Annotated in this window: 19 protein-coding genes; 7 read left to right on the top strand and 12 right to left on the bottom strand. The window is 72.6% G+C overall.

The genetic code is table 11. The features are described 5' to 3' along the window. Nucleotides 1-195 precede the first annotated feature (195 nt). Together QF030_RS10235 and QF030_RS10240 are read left to right on the top strand one after the other, a co-directional pair. The gene (locus QF030_RS10235; RefSeq protein WP_307162336.1) at nucleotides 196-516 is read left to right on the top strand and encodes a hypothetical protein; all 321 of its coding nucleotides are present in this window, start codon (nucleotides 196-198) and stop codon (nucleotides 514-516) included. Nucleotides 517-808: 292 nt separating this feature from the next. After that, nucleotides 809-2,368: an amino acid permease gene (locus QF030_RS10240; protein ID WP_307162337.1), complete on the top strand. Its 1,560-nt coding sequence runs from the start codon at nucleotides 809-811 to the stop codon at nucleotides 2,366-2,368. 406 nt (nucleotides 2,369-2,774) lie between these two features. On the opposite strand, the gene QF030_RS10245 is transcribed toward QF030_RS10240, so the two are convergent. Then, entirely contained in the window at nucleotides 2,775-3,365 is a 591-nt protein-coding gene (locus QF030_RS10245; RefSeq protein WP_373428753.1) for a GNAT family N-acetyltransferase, read from the bottom strand. A 56-nt stretch (nucleotides 3,366-3,421) separates the two neighbouring features. Between QF030_RS10245 and QF030_RS10250 the strand changes: the two genes are divergently transcribed. Then, on the top strand, nucleotides 3,422-4,393 hold the full coding sequence (locus QF030_RS10250; protein ID WP_307162339.1) for a pseudouridine synthase: 972 nt from the start codon (nucleotides 3,422-3,424) through the stop codon (nucleotides 4,391-4,393). On the opposite strand, the gene QF030_RS10255 is transcribed toward QF030_RS10250, so the two are convergent. The 6 genes from QF030_RS10255 to QF030_RS10280 form a co-directional block, all read right to left on the bottom strand. Further along, nucleotides 4,387-5,883: a cytochrome P450 gene (locus tag QF030_RS10255; protein WP_307162340.1), complete on the bottom strand. Its 1,497-nt coding sequence runs from the start codon at nucleotides 5,881-5,883 to the stop codon at nucleotides 4,387-4,389. The two genes, QF030_RS10250 and QF030_RS10255, sit on opposite strands and share 7 nt — an antisense overlap. A 57-nt stretch (nucleotides 5,884-5,940) precedes the next feature. Then, nucleotides 5,941-6,561 carry a GTP-binding protein gene (locus tag QF030_RS10260; protein WP_020128348.1) on the bottom strand — a complete coding sequence of 207 codons (621 nt, stop codon included), beginning with the start codon at nucleotides 6,559-6,561 and terminating at the stop codon, nucleotides 5,941-5,943. Further along, entirely contained in the window at nucleotides 6,542-6,955 is a 414-nt protein-coding gene (locus QF030_RS10265) for a DUF742 domain-containing protein (protein WP_307162341.1), read from the bottom strand. The genes QF030_RS10260 and QF030_RS10265 overlap by 20 nt, the downstream gene beginning before the upstream one ends. Continuing rightward, complete coding sequence (locus QF030_RS10270; protein WP_062646899.1) at nucleotides 6,952-7,359, bottom strand: roadblock/LC7 domain-containing protein; 408 nt, start codon at nucleotides 7,357-7,359, stop codon at nucleotides 6,952-6,954. The genes QF030_RS10265 and QF030_RS10270 overlap by 4 nt, the downstream gene beginning before the upstream one ends. After that, on the bottom strand, nucleotides 7,356-8,984 hold the full coding sequence (locus tag QF030_RS10275; protein WP_307162342.1) for a sensor histidine kinase: 1,629 nt from the start codon (nucleotides 8,982-8,984) through the stop codon (nucleotides 7,356-7,358). The genes QF030_RS10270 and QF030_RS10275 overlap by 4 nt, the downstream gene beginning before the upstream one ends. A 279-nt stretch (nucleotides 8,985-9,263) precedes the next feature. Further along, the gene (locus tag QF030_RS10280) at nucleotides 9,264-9,890 is read right to left on the bottom strand and encodes a TetR/AcrR family transcriptional regulator (RefSeq protein WP_307162343.1); all 627 of its coding nucleotides are present in this window, start codon (nucleotides 9,888-9,890) and stop codon (nucleotides 9,264-9,266) included. Between the two features lie 170 nt (nucleotides 9,891-10,060). Here QF030_RS10280 and QF030_RS10285 point away from each other — a divergent pair, with 170 nt between their 5' ends. Genes QF030_RS10285 through atzF form a run of 4 tightly spaced genes read left to right on the top strand, consistent with a single transcriptional unit; the run spans nucleotide 10,061 to nucleotide 16,693 of the window. Next, the gene (locus QF030_RS10285; protein ID WP_307162344.1) at nucleotides 10,061-10,888 is read left to right on the top strand and encodes an urea amidolyase associated protein UAAP1; all 828 of its coding nucleotides are present in this window, start codon (nucleotides 10,061-10,063) and stop codon (nucleotides 10,886-10,888) included. Continuing rightward, entirely contained in the window at nucleotides 10,885-11,493 is a 609-nt protein-coding gene (locus QF030_RS10290) for an urea amidolyase associated protein UAAP2 (RefSeq protein ID WP_307162345.1), read from the top strand. Before QF030_RS10285 ends, QF030_RS10290 begins: the two co-directional genes overlap by 4 nt. After that, nucleotides 11,490-15,002, top strand: a complete 3,513-nt coding sequence (locus tag QF030_RS10295; RefSeq protein ID WP_307162346.1) for a 5-oxoprolinase/urea amidolyase family protein — start codon at nucleotides 11,490-11,492, stop codon at nucleotides 15,000-15,002. Before QF030_RS10290 ends, QF030_RS10295 begins: the two co-directional genes overlap by 4 nt. 35 nt (nucleotides 15,003-15,037) lie before the next feature. Continuing rightward, the gene (gene atzF, locus QF030_RS10300) at nucleotides 15,038-16,693 is read left to right on the top strand and encodes an allophanate hydrolase (protein WP_307162347.1); all 1,656 of its coding nucleotides are present in this window, start codon (nucleotides 15,038-15,040) and stop codon (nucleotides 16,691-16,693) included. 239 nt (nucleotides 16,694-16,932) lie between these two features. On the opposite strand, the gene QF030_RS10305 is transcribed toward atzF, so the two are convergent. The 5 genes from QF030_RS10305 to QF030_RS10325 form a co-directional block, all read right to left on the bottom strand. Beyond that, nucleotides 16,933-19,791, bottom strand: coding sequence for a DEAD/DEAH box helicase (locus QF030_RS10305; protein ID WP_307162348.1), 2,859 nt, complete (start codon nucleotides 19,789-19,791; stop codon nucleotides 16,933-16,935). A 63-nt stretch (nucleotides 19,792-19,854) separates the two neighbouring features. Continuing rightward, nucleotides 19,855-20,745, bottom strand: a complete 891-nt coding sequence (locus QF030_RS10310) for a diacylglycerol kinase (protein ID WP_307162349.1) — start codon at nucleotides 20,743-20,745, stop codon at nucleotides 19,855-19,857. A gap of 31 nt (nucleotides 20,746-20,776) precedes the next feature. Further along, nucleotides 20,777-21,736 (bottom strand): twin-arginine translocase subunit TatC, encoded by a 960-nt coding sequence (gene tatC / locus QF030_RS10315; protein WP_307162350.1) that lies wholly within the window; start codon nucleotides 21,734-21,736, stop codon nucleotides 20,777-20,779. 47 nt (nucleotides 21,737-21,783) lie between these two features. Further along, nucleotides 21,784-22,071 carry a Sec-independent protein translocase subunit TatA gene (gene tatA / locus QF030_RS10320; RefSeq protein ID WP_307162351.1) on the bottom strand — a complete coding sequence of 96 codons (288 nt, stop codon included), beginning with the start codon at nucleotides 22,069-22,071 and terminating at the stop codon, nucleotides 21,784-21,786. Between the two features lie 283 nt (nucleotides 22,072-22,354). After that, nucleotides 22,355-22,549 carry a hypothetical protein gene (locus QF030_RS10325; protein WP_307162352.1) on the bottom strand — a complete coding sequence of 65 codons (195 nt, stop codon included), beginning with the start codon at nucleotides 22,547-22,549 and terminating at the stop codon, nucleotides 22,355-22,357. Between the last annotated feature and the right edge of the window lie 4 nt (nucleotides 22,550-22,553).

Consider the following 22,553-nt stretch of genomic DNA (forward strand, 5'->3'; position numbering starts at 1 on the left):
CCGCCGGTACGACCAGCACGTCCGGATCGAGACCCACACGGCCGCCGCCGCGAGCGCGAGGAACGCACCGCAGCGCGGCAACACCACGCTCCGGTCCGGGTCCGCGGACAAGGCCGAACGGCCCGCGGCAAACGCCCCGTCGAGCGGGTCGAAACGGGTCTTCGCCGTATCCAGCCGGGCATCCGGTCCGGCGCCATGACCGCGCCGGAGACGAAGGGCAGCGGCAGCAGCAGGAACGTGTCGACGCCGACGCCGATCCTCGACTCCCGTTCCCGCACCAGCACACCCAGGGCGTGGGACAGCGCCCCGAAGACCGTGCCCCGCAGCACCGAGGCGCCGACCAGGACCGCGACGCCCACGATCCCGCCCGGGTGCTCCGCAGCGCCCGCCAGGCCCAGCGGCACGATGACGGCCGGCTGGAGAGCGGTGACGATGCCGTCGTGGACGACAGCGCCGTTCATCAGCGCCGCCCGGATGGCCGGGGTGGTCGGAAAACGGTTGCGGATGCCGCGCTGAATCTCCTCCGGCGTCCCCATGTCGCCCACAGGTTGCCCGCGTGCCCATGCCCACCCCCAGGTCGGAGGTGGGCGCGCTCACGTCGTGGTGCCGGGCGGTTTCGGCGCGGCCGCCCACCTCGACCACCTGGTGCCGGAGACGCGATGTGACGCGATGGCGGGTGAGGTGCGCGGGGGCGTGAGGAGTTGGGCCCGCCCCGGACACGGCGGCGTGACGCGTACGAAACAGCGCGTCCCTAATTTCTGTCGCCCGACAGGAATTACGTCCCTCTGGGCCCAAGGCAGGTTCCGCCGTGACGACAACGACCCCTTCCGACGTACGCCCCGACCCGCCGCACTCCCCCGACCCGGGCGACGGCTCCCTCGCCGAGTTCGGCTACCGCCAGGAGCTGCACCGCAGCCTCGGCCGGTACGCCTCGTTCGCCGCCGGGTTCTCCTTCATCTCCGTCCTGACGACCGTCTTCCAGTTCTTCGCCTTCGGGTACGCCTTCGGCGGCCCGGTCTTCTTCTGGGCCTGGCCGGTCGTGCTGGTCGGTCAGTTGCTGGTCGCCGCCTGCTTCGCGGAGCTGGCGGCGCGCTATCCGATCTCCGGCGCGATCTACCAGTGGTCGTCACGGCTGTCGACGCCCTCCTTCGGCTGGTTCGCCGGCTGGATCATGGTGATCGGACAGATCGTCGTGGTCGCCGCGGCCGCGCTGGCGCTCCAGATGGTGCTGCCGGCGATCTGGTCGGGGTTCCAGCTGATCGGCACCGACCCGGCGCCCACCTCACCCGACGGCGCGGCCAACGCGGCGCTGCTCGGCGTGCTCCTGCTGGCGCTGACCACGTGCGTGAACCTCGTCGACAACCGCGTGATGTCCGTGATCAACCGGGTCGGCGTGACCGCCGAGATCATCGGCGCCCTCCTCATCGTCGTGCTGCTGCTCACCCACTCGGAGCGCACTCCGAGCATCACCTTCCACACCACGGGGGCAGCGCAGAGCGGCCTGTTCGGGGCGCTGCTCGTCGGCTCGTTCACGGCCGCGTACGTGATGATCGGATTCGACAGCGCCGGCGAGATGAGCGAGGAGACGCACCACCCGCGGCGCACCGCGCCCCGCACGATCCTCACCGCGCTCGGCGCGGCCGGCCTGCTCGGCGGGCTGATCGTGCTGGGCGGACTGCTGGCCGCGCCCAGCCTCACCGACGGGCGCCTCGGGGTCGACGGCCTCAGCTACGTCCTCACCAGCAGCCTCGGCGACGGGGTCGGCAAACTGCTGCTGGCGGACGTGGTGGTCGCGATCGCGGTGGCGACGCTCGCCATCCAGACGGCGGCCTGCCGGATGCTGTTCTCCATGGCCCGCGACGGACAGCTCCCGTTCTCCGGCCGCCTCGCACGCGTGAACCCCCGTACCGGCATGCCGAGCGCCCCGGCGCTGGTGGTCGGCGTCCTCGCGGCCGCCCTGCTGCCGCTCAACTTCGCCTCACCGGACGCCTTCCTGGCCATCGGCACGACCTGCATCGTGATGCTGTACCTGGCCTACGCGATGGTCACCGGCCCGCTGCTGGTGCGTCGGCTGCGCGGCCGGTTCTCCTCGGCCGGCACGGACGAGACGGGCGCCCGCCTGTTCTCCCTGGGCCGCTGGGGCGTCCCGGTGAACGCCCTAGCGCTCCTCTACGGCCTGCTGATGACGGTCAACCTGGCCTGGCCGCGCGCGGCGGTGTACGACCCGGCGGGCGGCCACTGGTACTTCCAGTGGTTCACCGTGCTGTTCCTCGGCGCGACGCTCGCGGTCGGTGTGGCCTTCCGGACCTACCGCAGGCGGACATCGGCGCCTGCGGCGGCGGCCGTACCGGAGACGGCGGTCGCGTAGCCCGGCGGGCACGGTGCGCCGGACGTCCGGCGGACGAGCACGTCAGGCCGACGCGCACGTGGGCAGCCATGTGCGCGCCGGCCTGACCGCCGGCCGGACACGCCGGACGGGCAGTCGCGTCGGCCGATGAGCCGACCACGGACCCAACAGGGGCCAAGCGGTCCGGCGCACGGCTCGGACACGCGTGCGCGTCGGGCGGACCGCCGGACCGTCGGACCGGCACGAAAGGCCGATACCCGTATCGAGCCGGTACGGGTATCGGGCCGGCAGTCGGACGGGCAAGTGCGCCGGGGCGGCCGCCGGGCGGTGCGACTGGCCGACACGTGCGTCGGGTCGGCGACCGGCTCTCGTACGCAGGGCCGCGGGGCCGACGAGTCGACGGCCCCGCGCCCGCGGCGGGCCTCGGTCAGTCGCCCTGGACGCGTGCGTGGAGATGCATGTCGTGCCAGCCGTCCTGGTGGAGGGCGGCGCTGCGCCTGGTGCCCTCCAGGAGGAAGCCCGCCTTGTCCGCGACCCGGCAGGAGGCCTCGTTGGCGGTGGCGTGCATCAGCTCCAGGCGGTGGAAGCCGATCTCGTCGAAGGCCCAGCGGGTGAGAGTGGTCGTGGCCCGGGGGGCGACTCCCCGGCCACGGGCCGCCCTGGTCGTCCAGTACGCGACCTCGGCGACGCCCTCGGCGAGCAGGATGCCGCGCAGCGCCACCCGCCCGAGGAGTTCGCCGGTCTCCGTGTCGGCGACGGCCCACTGCGCGTTCCGCTCCTCCGGCCAGCTCTTGCGCCACTCCTCGATCCAGCCGGCCACCTCCTCCTCGGAGTCGGCGGCCCTGATGTGCCACTGGTGCATGGCCGGGTCCTGGAAGGCGGCGTACACGGCGGGGGCGTCCTCGGCCCGCCATGGGCGGAGCAGCAGTCCGTCGCCGGTGCGCAGAACGGGCTGGGGGACCGCCGACAGGGTTCCGGCGGGCAGGACGACGTCGGCAGTGAAGGGCATGATCCGCATCCTGCCAAGGGAGCACGGCCCGACCAACGGGTTTTCCGGCCCGTAGGCTTGCCCCGATGAGACGCCGTACACCTCCCCCGCCCTCCCCGCTGCCGCAGCGCGACGGGATCGACGCGGTGCGGGTCCGGCTGCCCGGCGAGGGTGCCTGGGCCACCGTGCGGGAGCACCTGGTCGAGCGGCTGGGCCCGGCGCGGGCCGGGATCGTGGACGGGCTGCTGGAGGCCGGGCTCGTCGTCGGCGCCGACGGGCGGGCGGTGGCGCCGGACGCGGCCTACGTACCGGGGATGTTCGTCTGGTACCACCGTGACGTGCCGCCCGAGGTGCCCGTGCCGTTCCCGCTGGAGATCGTGCACCGCGACGAGCACATCGTCGTCGTCGACAAGCCGCACTTCCTGGCCACCACCCCGCGGGGCAGCCATGTCACCGAGAGCGCGCTGGCCCGGCTGCGGCGGGAGCTGGACATCCCCGCGCTGGGCGCCGCGCACCGGCTCGACCGGCTGACGGCGGGGCTCGTGCTGTTCACCGTGCGCCCCGAGGAGCGCGGCGCGTACCAGTCGCTGTTCCGCGACCGCCGGGTGCGCAAGGTGTACGAGGCCGTCGCGCCGTACGATCCGGAGCTCGTCCTGCCCCGGACCGTGCGCAGCCGGATCGTCAAGGAGCGCGGGGTACTGGCCGCCTACGAGGTGGCGGGCGAGCCGAACGCCGTGAGCCGCGTCGAGCTGGTCGAGCACGGTGCGCGGGGACTGGGCCGGTACCGGCTGCTGCCCGCCACCGGGCAGACCCACCAGCTGCGGGTCCACATGAACGCGCTCGGTGTGCCCATCCTCGGCGATCCGCTCTACCCGGAGGTGGCCGCCCCCGTGCCGGCCGGTGACTTCCGGCGCCCGCTTCAGCTGCTGGCGCGGGAGCTCGAGTTCACCGATCCGCTCACGGGGACGGAACTCCGGCTGCGGAGCGGCCGGGTGCTCGAGGCCTGGACGTCGTACGACGGCTGGGCCGCCGCTCCGTCGGCGGGCGCCGCTCAGTAGCCGCGCCACCAGGACAGGAAGCGCCGCCAGGCGTTGGGCCTGCGGACCGGTCCCGTCGCCTGCGGGACGGGCGGCGCGGGAAGCGGTGCGGGGGCCGCGGCGGCCACCGGTGCGGGGGCGGGCGCCGGCGCGGGCCGCGGCTCCGTGCTCACCGGACGCGTCGGGCGCTGCGGCGGGATCGGGGCGTGGCTCGGCTTGTGCTTGACGTCCTGCTGGTCCTTCGGCTCGAACCGGACCGGCAGCTCCACCAGATGCCGCGAGGCGATGGACATCGTCCACCGCAACTCGTCCTCGTCACAGTCGAGTTGCACGTCCGGCAGCCGCATCAGCAGCGCGTCGACGCCGACGTCGGCGATGGCGCGGCCGATGTCCTGGCCGGGGCATTCGTGCGGGCCGCTGCCGAAGGCGAGGTGGGAGCGGTTGCCCTGCATGTGGGCGGAGAGGTCCGGGCGTACCCGGGGGTCCACGTTGCCGGGGGCGGGCGCGAAGAAGAGACCGTCGCCCCGGCGGATGCGCTGACCGCCCAGCTCCGTGTCCTGCTTGGCGAAGTAGCCGAAGATGGTGCTGAACGGCGGCTCGTCCCACAGGGACTGCTCGACCGCCTCCGCCACCGTCATCTGGCCGCCGTTGAGCTGGGCGAGGAAACGCGGGTCGGTGAGGACCATGCGCAGCGCGTTGGAGAGGAGGTTGACGGTGGCCTCGTAGGCGGCGAACAGCACCAGGCGCAGGTGCTCCCTCACCTCGTCGTCGGTGAGTTCCGCCGGGTGGCCGATGAGGTGGCTGGTGAAGTCGTCCTCGGGCTCGGCGCGGCGGCGGGCGGTGAGCCGGCCGAGTGCCCCCACCACGTACTCGTGGCTGGCCACCGCCGTCTCGCTGCCCTTGAGCGCGTCGCGGGCGGCGTGCACCATCTTGTCGTTGTACTCGTCGGGCATGCCGAGGACATGGCACATCACGGCCATCGGCAGGTGCTCGGCGAAGTCGCCGACCAGGTCGGCCCGGCCCTCCTCGCAGAAGCGGTTGACCAGGCGCTGGCTGGAGCGGTTGATGTAGCGGCGCACGCTGCGGTCGTCGATGGTCGCCATGGCCGAGGTGACCGCGCCCCGCAGCCGCTTGTGCTCGTCGCCCTCGGCGTGGGCGCAGATGGGCTGCCAGGCGATGTGCGGCATGAGCGGGTGGTCGGGCCTGACCCTGCCGTCGAGCAGTTGCGACCAGATACGGCTGTCCTTGGTGAACTGCGAGGGGGTACGCACCATGCGCAGGTTCTCGGCGTGCCCGAGGACCATCCACATCGGCAGGTCGTCGTGGAGCAGGACCGGCGCCACGGGGCCGTGTTCCTCGCGCAGCCGCTCGTACAGTTCGTTCAGGTCCTCCGCGCCGGGGCCGTAGAGGCGGGCCAGTCCGCCGGGACCGCGGCCGTGCGCGGGGCAGCCGGGCGGCGGGTCCAGGGCGAGGTCGTGCGGGCCGTTCGGGGTGGGGTGTTCGGGAGTCACAGGGGGTCGCTCCGAAACTGTGCTGAATCCGGTGTGTGGGAGGTGCTGCCGTACGGGTCAGGTGAGGCTGCGGGTCAGGGCCAGGGAGTGCAGGAAGCGCATGAGGGTCATCAGGACGTCGCGGCTGGAGGCGCGGCGGCGGACGTCGCACTCCACGATCGGGATCTCGGGCGGCAGGTCGAGGGCCGCGCGCAGGTCGTCGATGGGGTAACGGGGCCCGTCGGGGAAGGTGTTGACGGCGACGACGAACGGCACGCCGCCCTCCTCGAGCCGGCCCATGACCTCGAAGCTGACCTCGAGGCGGCGGGTGTCGACCAGGACGACCGCGCCGAGCGCTCCCTCGAACAGCCCGTTCCACAGGAACCAGAAGCGTTCCTGGCCGGGCGTGCCGAAGAGGTAGAGCACGACCTGCTCGGTGATACGGATCCGGCCGAAGTCCATGGCCACGGTGGTGGCGGTCTTGGTCTCGGACCCGTAGTTGTCGTCGACCCCGATGCCCGCCTGGGTCATGGTCTCTTCGGTGGTCAGCGGCCTGATCTCGCTGACGGAGCCGACCATGGTGGTCTTGCCGACGCCGAAGCCGCCCACGATGACGATCTTCGCCGCGGCCGTGGTGGTGTGCGGCAGATGGTCCTCGGCCCGTGGGCCGGGGATCGTGTCAGAGCCGTTGAAGTCCATGCATCACCGCTTCGAGAAGGGAACGGTCGGGGAGCTGCTGCCGGACGATGGGGGCGCGTGCCTGGACGAGTTCGGCCGCCAGCATCTCGGTGAGCAACACCGTCACCACACTGAAGGGCAGGCCGAGATAGGCCGAGATCTCGGCCACCGACAGCGGGGCGGCGCACATCCGCAGCACCGCCGTCTGCTCCGGGGTGGCGGACGAGGGCGGTTCGGCACGCGCCACCACTAACGTGACCAGGTCGACGGGTGCGCGCTCGCCGTCCGCGCCCGTGATGATGTACAGCCGCTCGGGGTTCTTGCCCTCCCCCTCCGCCTCGTCCTTCGGAAGCGGCGGGGGCGGCGGGGGCGGCTGTGGCAGGGGTTGTCGCCGGCGGCGTTGCGGAGGCGTCATACGCTCTGCCCGTTGCGGCGGGGCGGGCTGGTCAGATGGGCGCCGATCCGGACCACGAGGTCGCGCATCATGCCGCTCATCCGGCTGGCCTCGCAGCGCACGTCGGCGAGGACGGCGAGGTAGGCGTTGGCGCCGGCCGACATCATGTAGAAGTAGCCGCCGCTCAGGTCGATGACGACCATGTCCATCTCACCGGTGCTCGAGTGGATCTCCTGCCCCACCGCGGCGGCCAGGCTCTGCAGGCCGGCACACGCGGCGGCGACCCGGTCGGCGGCGTCGGGGTCGCCGGCGTAGCGGGCGATGCGCAGCCCGTCGGCCGAGAGGACCACGATCATCTCGATGCCCGGAACCCCGTCGTAGAGCTCCTTGAGCAGCCAGTCGAAGTTTTGGCGCTGCTGGATCACGTGAGGTCCCCTTCATCGTCGGCCCCGGGCTTGGCCTTGTCTTCGATCAGGTGCAGATATGCGGTGGGATTACGGGTGAAGTCGGTCGGGTGCACGCCGGGCGGGGCCGCCTTGACCAGGCCCTCCCAGAAGGCCTCGAACGCCAGGCCGGGCTCCCGCTTCTTCTGGGGCTCCGGCTCGGGCTCCGGCCTGCGCTGGGCGAACGGGTCGGGCTTGCCCAGGCGCTCGGCCTCCTGCGCGGCGTACGCCTCGGCGTAGCGCTGGGTGATCGGGATCGTGGTCTTGCTGCGCCGCTGCGGCAGCCCCTGGTCGGTCCACTCGGTGACCTCGGGCACCTCGTCGTCGGTCAGGGAGACTCCGGCCGGGATACGCGCGTTGGTGGGGCGGCGCTTCTTGGGCGGGCGCTTGGGGCCCTCGCCGATCTGGCTCAGGTCGATCTGCGGTACGGCGGTGGCTCCGATGCCGTGCGCGAAGCCGGGGGCGGGGTCGGAGGTCTGCATCTCGCTCGGCACGATGAGGACGGCCCGTACGCCGCCGTAGGCCGAGGTGCGCAGCGAGACCTGGAGGTTGAACGACGTGCACAGACGGCCGACGACCGCGAGACCCAGGCGCGGGGTGCCGCCGACGTCCTGGATGTCCACGCCCGCCTTGGCCTGCTCCAGCATGCGTTCGGCCTTGGCGCGGGCCTCTTCGCTGAGGCTGACGCCGGCGTCCTCGATCTCGATGGCGATGCCGGTCTGCACCTCGACGGCGTTGACGTGCACCTTGCTCTGCGGGGGCGAGTAGCGGGTGGCGTTGTCCAGGAGTTCCGCGAGCGCGTGGATGAGCGGCTCGACGGACAGGCCGCGGATGTTCACCTTGGCGATGGAGTCGAGCTGGATGCGGCGGTACTCCAGGATCCGGGACATGGCGCCGCGCAGCACGCTGTACAGCGGGACCGGCTGGGGCCAGTTGCGGCCGGGCCGGCCGCCGCCCAGCACGCCGATGGAGTCGGCGAGGCGGCCGATCAGTGAGGTGCCGTGGTCGATGCGCAGCAGGTCGTCGAAGACCTCCGGGTTGCGGCCGTGGTCCTCCTCCATCTCCCGCAGTTCCGCGGACTGCTGGTGGACGATGGCCTGCACGCGGCGGGCGATGCTGACGAAGGAGCGCTGGGCCGAGTCGCGCAGGGACTCCTCGTGGTCGACGATGTCGAGGATCTTCCTGATCACGGCCCGCTGCGCGTCGTCGAGTTCGCGGAAGTCGGGATCACCCTCGCTGAAGTCGCGCATCACCTCCCTGGGGGAATTTCCGGCCCGCAGCCACTCCACCGCGTTGGGCACGAACTCCTCGGCGAGACGGCGGTTCTCCTCCGCGTGGCCGGCCACCCGCCGTTCCAGGTACGCCACGCGCCGGTCACGCTCTTCGCGCAGTTCCCGCAGGCGCCGCCCACGGCGTACCGACTCGGCTCCCGTCGCGATCACCAGGAGGGTGGCGACGGCTCCGCAGACGCCGACGGCGAGCCGGGCCTGCACCGCCACCAGGGCGACGGCGGCTCCGGTCGACGCGGCCATCAGTATCGCCGGCAACAACAGCACACGCGCGTAGGGAAGTTCTCGGCGACCGGGTGGGGACTGAACACTCACCATGTGGGCACCCTCTGTAGGGATCTGTCGGCATCTTCGGGAAGTTTGGGAACAAGCGCACGAATACGCCTCAACTCGGTGCGCCGCGGGCGAGCTTAGTCCGACCGGATCATCGCCGTGTCATATTCCGCAACCGCCTGAAACCGCTTCCGTACGTGGAGTAACCTCAGCCCATTTGCACGCGCCGCATCTGTTCGAACACATCGTGTGACGACGGACGGGCGTGCGGGACAGTTCACCGGGACGGATGAGACGAGCACCCGTCAGTGGCTCGGGCGGTGTTCAGTTCCCGGCGATGCGCAGAGCGGCGTCGGCGGTGGCACGGGCGAACGCGGAGACGGAACGCTCGGGATCCGAGCGGTGCACGAGGATGACGCCCTCGATGAGACCGAAGACCAGGTCGGTACGGAGATCCAGCGCGCTCTTCGCCAGCGCGCCGCCCGCTACCGTCGCCGCGATCAACTGACGGTAGGCGTCCTTGAGTTCGGCGCGCACGGCATGGAAGCCGGCGAACCGCTCGGTGCGCACCTCGGGCAGCAGGTAGAGCCCGCCGAGGTTGTGCGAGCCGCCGCACAGCAGCTCCACGTCGGTGCGGCACAGCTCCCACAGCCGGTCCTCGGCCGTCCGCGAGTCGTCCGCGAGCAGCTCACGGGCACAGGTCAGCGAGGGCGTGACCGTCGACTCCAGCAGCGCCGCGAGCAGTTCCTCCTTGCCGGAGACGTAGTGGTACATGGAGGCCTGGCGCATTCCCGCGCGTTCGGCGACGGCCCGGGTGGTGGTGGCGGCGTAACCGCGCGTGGTGAACAACTCCGCAGCGGCCAGCAGCAGTTCGGCGCGCGGTGCGAGCCCGCTGTCCGGGCGCTGCGCGGCCCGCGGGCGGCCCACTCGACGTCCGCTGCTGGTCCCCATGCGTTCGATCCTCGCACACGGCCCCGGCCGGCGATCTTCGGACGAGCCCGTGAGGAGTCGGTAACCGCACCGCAACCGGAGAGCAACGGCGGCGACCCGCCCCGGACCTAATTTCTGTCGCGCGACAGAAATACCGCGACAGCGACGGAACCGAGCTGCGGAGGTCCGCAATGGCGGCGACAGCGACCACAGACGGAGCACGCGCCCACGCCCGGGCACAGGAGGGCGCCCGGGCCGAGGCCATGCCGGTCGTCCCGGCCCGGGACTGGCAGGACCCGCCCCGCGAAGCGGGCCACCTGGTGTGGGCCGAGACGGTCGCGGGCGGCAACTACACCCACCGGGTCCTCGCGCGCGGCACCGAACTGCGCCTGACCGACCTGCACGGCGACGCCTGCGCCCATCTGCTCCTGTACGCGGACGGCCGGCCCTGGGAGCGGCTGAACGTCGCCGACACGGTCAAGGTCCAGTGGAACGCCTACCTCGGCGAGGGCGTGCTGCTCCTGTCCGACCAGGGCCGCGTCCTCGCCTCGGTCGTCGCCGACACCGCCGGCCGGCACGACGCCCTGTGCGGCACCTCCACCCTCGTACGCAACACCGAGCGGTACGGCGACGGCAGTCCGCAGTCCGCCTCCCCGGCCGGCCGGGAGCTGTTCAAACTGGCCGCCGCGAAGAACGGCCTGGAGCCGCGCGATCTGCCGCCCTCGCTGTCCTTCTTCCAGGGGGTGGAGATCCAGGGCGACGGCGCCCTCGGCTTCACCGGCTCGGCGGGCCCGGGCGGCAGCGTCACCCTGCGGGCCGAACAGGACGTGACGGTCCTGATCGCCAACGTGCCGCACCCGGCCGACCCCCGGCCGCGGTACGTCAGCACCCCGCTGGAGGTCCTCGCCTGGCGGGCGACGGCCACCCGGCCGGGCGACCCGCTGTGGGACGCCACGCCCGAGGGCCGCCGCGCCTTCCTCAACACCGCCGAATTCCTGACCGCGAGGGGGCTCGCATGAGCACGAAGACAGTGGTGGCGGCCCGCGCCTCCTGGTCGTCGACCGTCCGCGAGGGCGAGACGCTGACCATCACCGACCTGCACGGCAACCAGGCCGTCGACTTCCTGGTGTACGACGCCCACGACACGTCCGTGCGCTACAGCGCGCCCGACACGATCCACGCCCAGGGCGGCATCTTCCTCACCACGGGCAGTGTGCTGATGTCCAACGAGCACACCGCCCTGATGACGGTGACCGCCGACGGCGTGGGCCGCCACGACACCGTCGGCGGCGCCTGCTCCAAGGAGTCCAACACCCTGCGCTACGGCCACCACACCTACGCGCAGCACGCGTGCGTGGACAACTTCCTCGCCGAGGGCGCCCGGTACGGCCTCGGCAAGCGGGACCTGGTCTCCAACATCAACTGGTACATGAACGTGCCCGTCGAGAAGGACGGCACCCTCGGCATCGTCGACGGACTCTCCGCGCCGGGTCTCTCGCTCACGCTCCGTGCCGAACGGGACGTCCTGGTACTGGTCTCCAACTGCCCCCAGATCAACAACCCCTGCAACGGCTTCGAGCCGACGGCCGTGCGGATGACCATCGACGGGGCGGACGCCGCATGACCTTCGACACGCTGCTGGTCGCCAACCGGGGCGAGATCGCCGTCCGCATCATCCGTACGGCCCGCGAACTGGGCCTGCGGACGGTCGCGGTGTACTCCGACCCCGACCGCTCGGCGCCCCACGTCCGGCTCGCCGACGAGGCCGTACGGCTCGGCCCGGCCCCCGCCAAGGAGTCATACCTCGACGCCGACCTGGTCCTGGCCGCGGCCAAGGACACCGGCGCGGGCGCGATCCACCCGGGCTACGGCTTCCTCTCCGAGGACGCGGCCTTCGCGCGCCGCTGCGCCGACGCCGGGATCGTCTTCGTCGGTCCGACGCCCGAGCAGCTGGAGCTGTTCGGCGCCAAGCACACCGCGCGGGCGGCGGCGCAGGCCGCGGGTGTGCCGCTGGCCCCCGGCACCGGACTCCTGGCGGACCTGCCCGAGGCGCTGGAGCGGGCCGGGCTCATCGGCTACCCGGTCATGCTCAAGGCCACCGGCGGTGGCGGCGGGATCGGCATGTCGGCCTGTCGCTCGGCCGCCGAACTGACCGACGCCTGGGAGCGCGTCCAGCGGGTCGCCGCCGCCTCCTTCTCCTCCGCGGGCGTCTTCCTGGAACGGCTCGTGGAGCACGCCCGCCACGTCGAGGTGCAGGTCTTCGGAGACGGGGCGGGAAGGGTCGTCGTCCTCGGCGACCGGGACTGCTCGCTCCAGCGCCGCAACCAGAAGGTCGTGGAGGAGGCCCCGGCCCCCGGCCTGCCCGCCCACATCCGGGAGCGGCTCGCCTCGAGCGCGCACGACCTGTGCGCCTCGGTCGGCTACCGGTCCGCCGGCACGGTCGAGTTCGTCTACGACGCGGCGCGCGAGGAGGCCTACTTCCTGGAGGTCAACACCCGGCTGCAGGTGGAACATCCGGTCACCGAGGAGATCTACGGCGTCGACCTGGTCGCCTGGATGCTGCGCCTGGCGCGCGGTGAGCGGGACGTCGTCCGCGACCCCGGCCCGCCGCGCGGCCACGCCGTCGAGGCACGTCTCTACGCGGAGGACCCCAGCCGCGACCACCGGCCCGGCGCCGGACTGCTGACGAGGGTCGAGTTCCCGGCCGGGGTCCGCGTCGACGGCTGGGTGGAGACGGGCACCGAGGTGACGACGTCGTACGACCCGATGCTCGCGAAGGTGATCGCCCACGGCCCGGACCGCGCGCACGCGCTGCGCCGCCTGGACGAGGCTCTGGCCCGGACCCGCGTCGACGGCATCGAGACGAACCTCGGGCTCGTCCGGGCGGCGCTGGCGGATCCCCGCTTCGTGACGGCGGCCCACTCGACGGCGACGCTCGCGACCGTCACCGACCCGACCCCCCGCGTCGAGGTCGTCTCCGGCGGCACGCTCACCACCGTGCAGGACTGGCCCGGCCGCACCGGCCACTGGCAGGTCGGCGTCCCGCCGTCCGGCCCCATGGACGACCGCTCGTTCCGCCTCGGCAACCGGGCGCTCGGCAACCCCGAGGGCGCCCCCGGCCTGGAGTGCACCCTCCAGGGCCCGGCGCTGCGCTTCACCCACGCCACCACGGTGTGTGTGACGGGCGCGCCGGCACCCGTCACCGTGGACGGCACGGCGGTGGCGCGCTGGGAACCGGTGACCGTGCCGGCCGGCGCCCTGCTGGAGATCGGCGCACCCGACGAGCACGGCCTGCGGACGTACGTCCTGTTCGCGGGCGGCCTGGACGTCCCCGCCTTCCTGGGCAGCGCGAGCACGTTCACGCTGGGCCGGTTCGGCGGCCACGGCGGGCGGGCGCTGCGCACGGGTGACGTCCTGCACGGCGGAACGGTCGTCGAGGGCACCGCCGTGCCCGTCCCCGACCGCCCGGAGTTCACCCCGCTCTGGCACCTGGGCGCGGTCGAAGGCCCGCACGCGGCACCGGAGTTCTTCACCGAGGACGACATCCGTGACTTCTACGCCGCCGACTGGAAGGTCCACTTCAACTCGGCCCGCACCGGTGTGCGGCTGGTCGGGCCCAAGCCGCGCTGGGCACGGACCGACGGCGGCGAGGCGGGTCTGCACCCGTCCAACATCCACGACACCCCCTATTCCGTCGGCGCCGTCGACTACACCGGCGACATGCCGGTGCTGCTCGGCCCGGACGGCCCGTCCCTCGGCGGGTTCGTGTGCCCGGCCACGGTGCTCAGCTCCGAGCGCTGGAAGCTGGGCCAGCTGCGCCCGGGCGACACGGTCCGCTTCGCGCCGGTGGACGTGGACGGTGCGCCCCGCCCCGAGATCGTCGACGGGGGCGTGCTGGCCCGGGACGGCGACGTGGCCTACCGGCGCAGCGGCGACGACAACCTGCTGGTCGAGTTCGGACCCCTCCAGCTGGACCTGGCACTGCGCATGCGGGTCCACGCGCTGATGGAGGCGGTGGCCGCGGCGGACCTGACCGGCGTCACCGATCTCACCCCGGGCATCCGCTCGCTGCAGATCCGGACGGACCCAGGCCGCCTCCCCCAGCGTGAACTCCTCGCCGTGGTCAGGGAGATGACGGCCGCCCTGCCGCCCTCGGACGAGCTGGTCGTCCCCTCCCGCACCGTGCACCTCCCGCTGTCCTGGGACGACCCCGCGACCCGCGAGGCCATCGCCCGCTACATGGCGGGCGTCCGCGACGACGCCCCCTGGTGCCCCTGGAACATCGAGTTCATCCGCCGGGTCAACGGCCTGGACACCGTGGCGGACGTCTACGACACGGTGTTCGCCGCGGAGTACCTGGTCCTGGGCCTGGGAGACGTCTACCTGGGCGCCCCGGTCGCCACCCCTCTCGACCCGCGCCACCGTCTGGTGACGACCAAGTACAACCCCGCGCGCACCTGGACGGCCGAGAACTCGGTGGGCATCGGCGGCGCGTACCTCTGCGTCTACGGCATGGAGGGACCCGGCGGTTACCAGTTCGTGGGCCGGACGACCCAGGTGTGGTCGCCCTGGCAGCAGCGCGGCGCGTTCGAACCGGGCTCGCCCTGGCTGCTGCGCTTCTTCGACCGGATCCGCTGGTATCCGGTCGAGGCGGACGAACTCCTCGACCTACGGGCCGACATCGTCTCGGGCCGCTTCGTGCCGCGCGTCGAGGAAGGCATCTTCTCGCTCGCCGAGTACCGGACCTTCCTCGCCGGACACGCGGGCCCCATAGCGGAGTTCAGGTCCCGGCAGCAGAGCGCGTTCGCGGCGGAGCGGGACGCCTGGGAGGCGGCAGGCGAGTTCGCGCGGGCGGCGGCCGCCGAGGCGCCGGCCGCTCCGGTGGCCGAGGTGGCGCTACCGCCGGGCGGCCGTCTGGTCGAGGCCGAGTTCGCCGCCTCCGTCTGGCAGGTGAACGTGTCGCCGGGCGACGAGGTGACGGCGGGGCAGCCGCTGCTCGCCCTGGAGGCGATGAAGATGGAGTCCAGGGTGCACGCGCCGGTCGACGGCGTGGTCGCACAGGTCCTGGCCCGGCCCGGCGACCAGGTCGAGGCGGGGACGGCGCTGCTCGTCCTGGCCCCGGCCGCGGGCTGACCGGGCCGATCGACCCCACCACGCAAGGAGCACGCATGTCCACGACCGTGTCCCGCGTCCGCGCCGCGTACGCCCGCATCGAGGCCACGGACCGCCCGGAGATCTGGATCGACCTCCGGCCGCGTTCGGACGTCGAGGCGGAGGCCCGTACGCTCGACGAACGGCTGGCGCGCGGCGAGCGCCTCCCGCTCGCCGGCCGGCTGCTCGCCGTCAAGGGCAACATCGACGTGGCGGGACTGCCCACCACCGCGGGCTGCCCGGCGTACGCCTACCGGCCCGCCGCCGACGCCCCGGCCGTGGCCCGCCTCCGCGCGGCCGGCGCCCTGGTGCTGGGCACCACGAACCTGGACCAGTTCGCGACCGGCCTGGTGGGCACCCGCTCCCCGCACGGCGCGGTGCGCGGCGCCGTCGACCCGTCGCGGGTGAGCGGCGGCTCCAGCTCCGGTTCGGCCGTCGCGGTGGCCCTCGGCATCGCCGACCTCGCCCTGGGCACCGACACGGCGGGTTCGGGGCGGGTCCCGGCCGCCTTCAACGGCATCGTCGGCCTCAAGCCCACCCGGGGGCTGGTCCCCACGGAGGGGGTCGTCCCGGCCTGCGCCTCGATCGACTGTGTGACGGTGTTCGCCCGCACGCTCCCCGAGGCGGAGCGGGCCCTGGCCCACATGGCGTCACCGGCCGGCCGCGCCCTCCCCTCGCTCCCCGCCCGCGACCCCGGCCCCTGGCGGGTGGCGGTCCCGCCCCTCGACCAGCTGGGCGAACTGGACCAGGGCTGGGCGGCGGCCTACGAGGCCGCGGTACGTCGGCTCGAGGCGGCCGGGGCCGCGATCCGCGGTATCGACCTCACCCCGTTCACCGAGGCCGCCGCGATGCTCTACGAGGGCGCGTTCGTCGCCGAGCGCTACACCGCCGTAGGCGCTTTCGTCGACAAGCTGACCGCGGAGGGCGGCGAGGGCCTGGACCCGACGGTCGCCGGCATCATCACCCGGGCCCGCGACGTCCCGGCCCACCGGCTCTACACGGACAGCGAACGCCTGACGGCCCTGCGCGACCGCGCCCTGACCGAACTGGCCGACTCGGACGCCCTGCTGCTGCCCACCGCCCCCGGCCACCCCACCCTCGCCGAGGTGGCCGCCGACCCGCTGGGCGCCAACGCCCGCCTGGGCCGCTTCACCAACTCCACGAACCTCTTCGACCTGGCGGCGGCGGCCGTCCCGGCCGGCGAGGTGGACGGCCTGCCCTTCGGCGTGATGCTGGTCGGCCCGGCCTTCACGGACGACCGGCTGGCCCGGATCGCGGACCTGCTGCGCCCCGAGGTGTCCGTGGCGGTGGCGGGCGCCCATCTGACCGGCCAGCCCCTCAACCCTCAACTGCTGTCCCTGGGCGCGGTGCTGGACCGCACCACCACGACGTCCCCGGTCTACCGCCTGCACGCCCTGCGCACGACGCCGCCCAAGCCGGGCCTCGTCCACGAGGGAGAAGGCGGCGCCGCGATCGAGGTGGAGATCTGGCGCCTCCCGGCGGAGGGTCTCGGCCGCCTGCTCGCCTCGCTGCCCCGCCCGATGGTCCTGGGCAGTGTCGAACTCGCCGACGGCAGCCACGCCCCCGGCTTCCTCTGCGAACCGTCCGCCCTCACCGGCGCGGAGGACATCACGGCGTACGGCGGCTGGCGGGCCTATCTCGGCCAGGGCTGAGCCGAGCCGCCGCAGGGCGCGGGGACCGGGTTTCGGCGACGCGTGCTCCGTCACGATTCCGGTCGGCACCACGCCGAGCGACGCGCTGTCCGGCCGGCTGCCGGCCGACACCGACCAGGTGGTCAGCTCGCGCTCACCGGGCGCGGGAGGCCAGGCGAGCGGTCACGGGCCCGCGTCGCCACGCGGTCCCGCCACGCGGACGCGACCGGCCACGCACGACCCGCGCCCGCCGGACGGCATCACCCCACCGACGAGTAGGCGACAACCCCCCGCAGCAGCTCGTCCACGGCCTTGCGGGCGTTCTTCGCCACCGTCGAGCCCCCGGCGGAGGCGGGAGCCGCCGCAGCGATCTGCCCCAGCACGTCGATGACCTGCTTGCACCAGCGCACGAAGTCACCGGCGGGCATCTCCGCCTCGCGCAGCACCTCGTCGAGCCCCTTTCCGGAAGCCCACATATAGGCCGACCAGGCGAAACCGAGATCGGGCTCGCGCTGTCCCACGCCCTCGGTCTGGCTGATCCGGAAGTCCTCCTCCAGGGCGTCCAGCCGACCCCAGATGCGCACCATCTCGCCGAGCGCGGCCTTCGCCTTGCCCGAGGGCAGCTTCGGCGCCATGGCGTCGTCACCGGCCCGCGACTCGTAGACCAGTGCCGAGACACAGGCGGCCAGTTCGGCGGGGGCGAGACCCTCCCAGACGCCCGCCCGCAGGCACTCGCTCGCGAGCAGGTCGAGCTCGCCGTAGAGCCTGGCGAGCCGCTTGCCGTGCTCGGTGACCTCATTGCCCCGCAGGTAGTCGAGCTCGGTCAGCAGGGCCACGATCCGGTCGAACGTACGGGCGATCGTGTTGGTGCGTCCCTCGATACGACGCTCCAGCTGGGAGGTGTCCCGCAGCAGCCGCTGGTAGCGCTCGGCCCAGCGGGCGTGGTCCTCACGGTCGGAGCAGCCGTGGCACGGGTGCGCGCGGATGGCGGTGCGCAGCCGGGCGATCTCACGGTCGTCGGCGGCCTGCGAGCGCTGCTTACGGGCCCGCTCCGGCCGGATGTGCCCGGCCTTGGTGCGCAGCGCGGAGGCGAGATCGCGGCGGGACTGCGGCGAGCGCGCGTTGAACGACTTCGGGATCCGCATCCGGTCCAGCGCCTCGACCGGCACCGGGAAGTCCATCGAGGCCAGCCGCTTGACCTGCCGTTCGGCGGTGAGGACCAGCGGACGCGGCCCGTCGTGCTGCTCGAAGCCCCGGTGGCCGTTGGCCCGGCCGGCCGGCAGACCCGGGTCGAGCACCAGCGCCAGCCCGGCGTACTTGCCGGTGGGCACGTGGATGACGTCCCCCGGCTTGAGCTTCTCCAGTGCCACGGCGGCCTCGGTGCGCCGCTGGCTCGCGCCCTGCTTGGCCAGTTCGGTCTCGCGGTCCTTGAGGTCGCGGCGCAGCCGCGCGTACTCGTCGAAGTCGCCGAGGTGGCAGGTCATGGAGGCCTTGTAGCCCTCGAGCCCCTCCTCGTTGCGCTGCACCTGCCGGGAGATCCCGACGACCGACCGGTCCGCCTGGAACTGCGCGAACGAGGTCTCCAGCAGCTCGCGCGAGCGGTGCCGCCCGAACTGCTCGACCAGGTTGACCGCCATGTTGTACGACGGCTTGAAGCTGGAGCGCAGCGGGTACGTGCGGGTGCCCGCGAGACCGGCGAGGTGCTCGGGGCTCATCGCGCGCTGCCAGAGCACGACCGCGTGCCCCTCGACGTCGATGCCCCGTCGGCCCGCGCGGCCGGTGAGCTGTGTGTACTCGCCGGGAGTGATGTCGGCGTGCTGCTCGCCGTTCCACTTGACGAGCTTCTCCAGCACCACCGAGCGGGCGGGCATGTTGATGCCGAGAGCGAGCGTCTCGGTGGCGAAGACGGCCTTGACCAGGCCCCGCACGAACAGCTCCTCGACGACCTCCTTGAAGGTCGGCAGCATGCCCGCGTGGTGCGCGGCGATGCCTCGCTCCAGACCCTCCAGCCACTCGTAGTAGCCGAGGACGTGCAGGTCCTCGTGGGGGATGGCGGCGGTGCGCTCCTCGACCAGGGCGCGGACCTCGGCGCGCGCGTCCTCGTCGTTCAGCCGCAGCCCGGCGTGCAGGCACTGCTGGACGGCGGCCTCGCAGGCGGCACGGCTGAAGATGAACGTGATGGCGGGCAGCAGCCCCGCGGCGTCGAGCCGCTCGATGACCTCCGGCCGCCCGGGCGTCCACACCCGCGACCGCTGCCTGCGCTCCCGCTCACGGTCGGCCTCGCGCATGTTGCGGCCACGCCTGCGGTCCTGGTACGACGGCCGGCTCGCCTCCATGCGGGCCAGCCGCGTGAGGTCGGGGTTGACGGCCCTGCGCTGGCCCTCGCCCTCCTCGAACAGGTCGTACATCCGCCGCCCGGCGAGCACGTGCTGGAACAGCGGCACGGGCCGGTGCTCGGAGACGATCACCTCGGTGTCGCCGCGCACGGTGTCGAGCCAGTCGCCGAACTCCTCGGCGTTAGACACGGTCGCCGACAGCGAGACCAGGGTGACCGACTCCGGAAGGTGGATGATCACCTCTTCCCACACCGCGCCCCGGAAGCGGTCGGAGAGGTAGTGCACCTCGTCCATCACCACGTACCCGAGCCCGAGGAGGGTCTGCGAGCCGGCGTACAGCATGTTCCGCAGCACCTCGGTGGTCATCACGACCACCGGGGCGTCGGAGTTGACGCTGTTGTCGCCGGTGAGCAGGCCGACCTTGTCGCTGCCGTACCGCCGGGACAGGTCGGAGTACTTCTGGTTCGACAGCGCCTTGATGGGCGTCGTGTAGAAGCACTTCTTGCCCTGCTGGAGCGCGAGGTGGACGGCGAACTCGCCCACGATCGTCTTGCCCGAGCCCGTGGGGGCGGCCACCAGGACGCCCTTGCCCGCCTCGAGCGCCTGGCAGGCCTCGATCTGGAAGGGATCGAGACCGAAGTCGTACATCTCGCGGAAGGACGCGAGCGAGGTGGCCTGCTCGACAGCGCGCTTACGTGCTGCCGCGTACCGCTCGGCCGGTGAGAGATCCTCTGTCATCGTGCTTTCGAGCGTACCGGGCCGCACTGACAACAGGACGATCATTATCCGGATCCGGCGCCGGCAAACCTCGGTACGCCCAGCTCACGGGCGCACGGGCGGCCCGTCTCAGGCGCCGATGACCCGCACCGCGCCGGGCACGCACCGCGCGGTGAGCGGCAGTGCCCCGAGCCGCTCCCCGTCCGCGTATCCCGAGACGCCCTCGGCGGCGATCTCGACCTTCGCCGCCCGGAGCACGGTGACCTTCGGATGGTCGACGTGCGTCCCCCGGTACACCCTCGGGAACACCCGCAGCAGCGTCGTCCGGCGGCAGTCCCCGACGACCGTGATGTCGAACAGCCCGTCGGCGAGGTCGGCGCCGGGGCAGATCCGCATGCCGCCGCCGTAGGAAGTCCCGTTGCCGACGGCGACTAGGGCGGCCTCGACCTCCCGGACGGCTCCGCCGTCGAGCGTGATCCGGTACGGGAACGGACGGAACGCGGCCAGTTCGGCGAGCATCGCGAGGTCGTACCGGGCGCGTCCGGTGGGCCATCGCATGCGGTTGCCCCGGTCGTTGACGCGGGAGTCGAAGCCGGAGGCGAGGACGGTGCCGAACCAGCGGTCGCCCACCCGGCCGAGGTCCACGTCGCGGATCCGGGCGCCCTTCAGGGCGTCGGCGGCCAGCCGGGCGGCGGCGGCCGGATCGCGGACGGGCAGGCCGAGGGCACGGGCGAAGTCGTTGCCGGTGCCGGCGGCGATCAGGCCGAGCGGGGTGCGGGTGCCGGCGACGGCCTGGAGCGCGAGATGGGTCAGCCCGTCGCCGCCGACGGCGATCAGGGCGCCCGTGCCGTCGGCGACGGCGGCACGCGCGCGTGCGAGGGCGTCCTCGGCGTTCGCGCCGATGACGGTGTGCACCGTGTAGCCGGCCGTCCGCAACGCGGAAGCGGCCGGCCGCGCCGCGTGGGCGCCCCGGCCGCGGCCCGCCGCGGGATTGACGAAGAGGGTGATCTCGCTGGTCACGGGGATGACCTTAAGAGCTCTCCGACGCTTCTCAGGTCACGTCGTCATAACCGTTGACGCGCTCGGTGCTCGCCTGCTCCGGCAGCGCTCGGCTCGCGGTCACCGACTCGACCTCGCCGATGTCCTCAGGGCTGAGGTCCAGCTCGGAGGCCTCGTCGTCGGCGGGGCCCAGGGCGTCGCGGCGGCGCCTGCGGCGGTCGTTCAGCAGCGAGAAGGCGGTCGCGCCGAAGTACAGGATCCAGATCGGTCCGGCGAGGGCCAGCATCGAGATGGGGTCGGTGCTGGGCGTGGCCACGGCGGCGAACACCGTGATGCCGATGATCATGGCTCGCCACCAGCCGAGCATGCGCCTGCCGGTGACCATCCCGGTGAGGTTGAGGAAGACCAGCAGCAGCGGCAGCTCGAAGGAGAGGCCGAAGACGACGACCATGCGCGTCACGAGCTGGAGCAGGTCGTCCAGCGGGAGCAGGTTGCTGACGCCGCCCGGGGTGAAGTCGATCAGGACCTTCGCGGTGGTCGGCAGCACCATGTAGGCGAAGTAGCCGCCGCCGATGAAGAGCGGGGCGCCCATGCCGACGAACGCGTAGGCGTACTTGCGCTCGTGGTTGTGCAGTCCGGGGGCGATGAAGGCCCACAGCTGGTAGAGCCAGACCGGCGAGGCGAAGACGACCCCGGCCATCAGGGAGACCTGGAGGGCCAGCGTGAAGGGCGCGAGCAGACCGTTGATCGTGATGCTCGCGCACTTGTTGGTCGCGTCGCCGGAATGGAGCTGGCCCGCGATCTCCTCGAAAGTCTTCCCGCAGCCGACCGAGTCGAGGATCGGCTTGGTGAGGAAGTTGATGATGTCGTTGTAGAAGAAGGCGGCTACGACCGTCACGAGGACGATGGCCAGCATCGCCTTCGCGAGCCGGTTGCGGAGCTCACGAAGATGATCCGCGAGGGGCATCCGCCCCTCGGGGTCCTTCTCCTGTTTGCGGGCAGGCTTCAGCAACCCACGTTCCCATCTCGTGCGGCGGGCCGGAGGTCACCGGCCCTGCGTCAGCGCTTGGTCGTGTCCGTCGGCTCGCTGACCGGACGGGAGCTGGTCACGTCGCCGGGGGACGCCTGGATGGTGCGCTGGGCCGGGGGCTGCTCGCCGTCGTTCGGCGGGCCGGCCGGGGTCGCCGTGTTGCCGCCGTCTTCCTTCATAGCCTTCGCCTCGCTCTTGAGAATGCGAGCGGACTTGCCGAGCGAGCGCGCCATGTCGGGAAGCTTCTTGGCGCCGAACAGCAGGATGACGACGACGAGGATGAGAATGATCTCGGGGGCGCCGAGCCTTCCGAACATAAGTCTTTACCTTCTCACCGAGGCTGCGGGGGTGGGTTGCCGTCCGACCGGTCGGACACCTGTCCGAACGATCGTGTTGACAGCGATCGTAGCGCTCAGGGGTAAACGTGAGGCAATCCCCGTGCGTACTCCCGGTCCGCGGTCCGGGCCTCGTTCTCCGGGCCGCGACCAGCAGCGTACCTGCCCTCCCCGCCGGGGCGGGAGGGCGAAGTGGCGCAAAACGCATTCGCCGCAGGACTCACAGGACGCCCACAGCGCCGTGCGAGGGGCGTCGCAGCCGACGTCACAGAGTGTCCACCGCGCGGGCCGCGCTCGCCGCCGCCCGTTCCAGATCCTGGGCCGCCCGGTCGATCCGGCGCGCGGACTCCGCGACCTGCCGTCCCAGACGCCGCGCCTCCGCGAAGACCTGAACGGCGAACACCGCGAGGACGGCGAGACCTGCGAAACCCATGACAACCGCGAACATCGGCCAGAACATGGGG

It is taken from the genome of Streptomyces rishiriensis, assembly GCF_030815485.1.
In the GTDB taxonomy this organism is placed as follows: Bacteria; Actinomycetota; Actinomycetes; order Streptomycetales; family Streptomycetaceae; genus Streptomyces; species Streptomyces rishiriensis_A.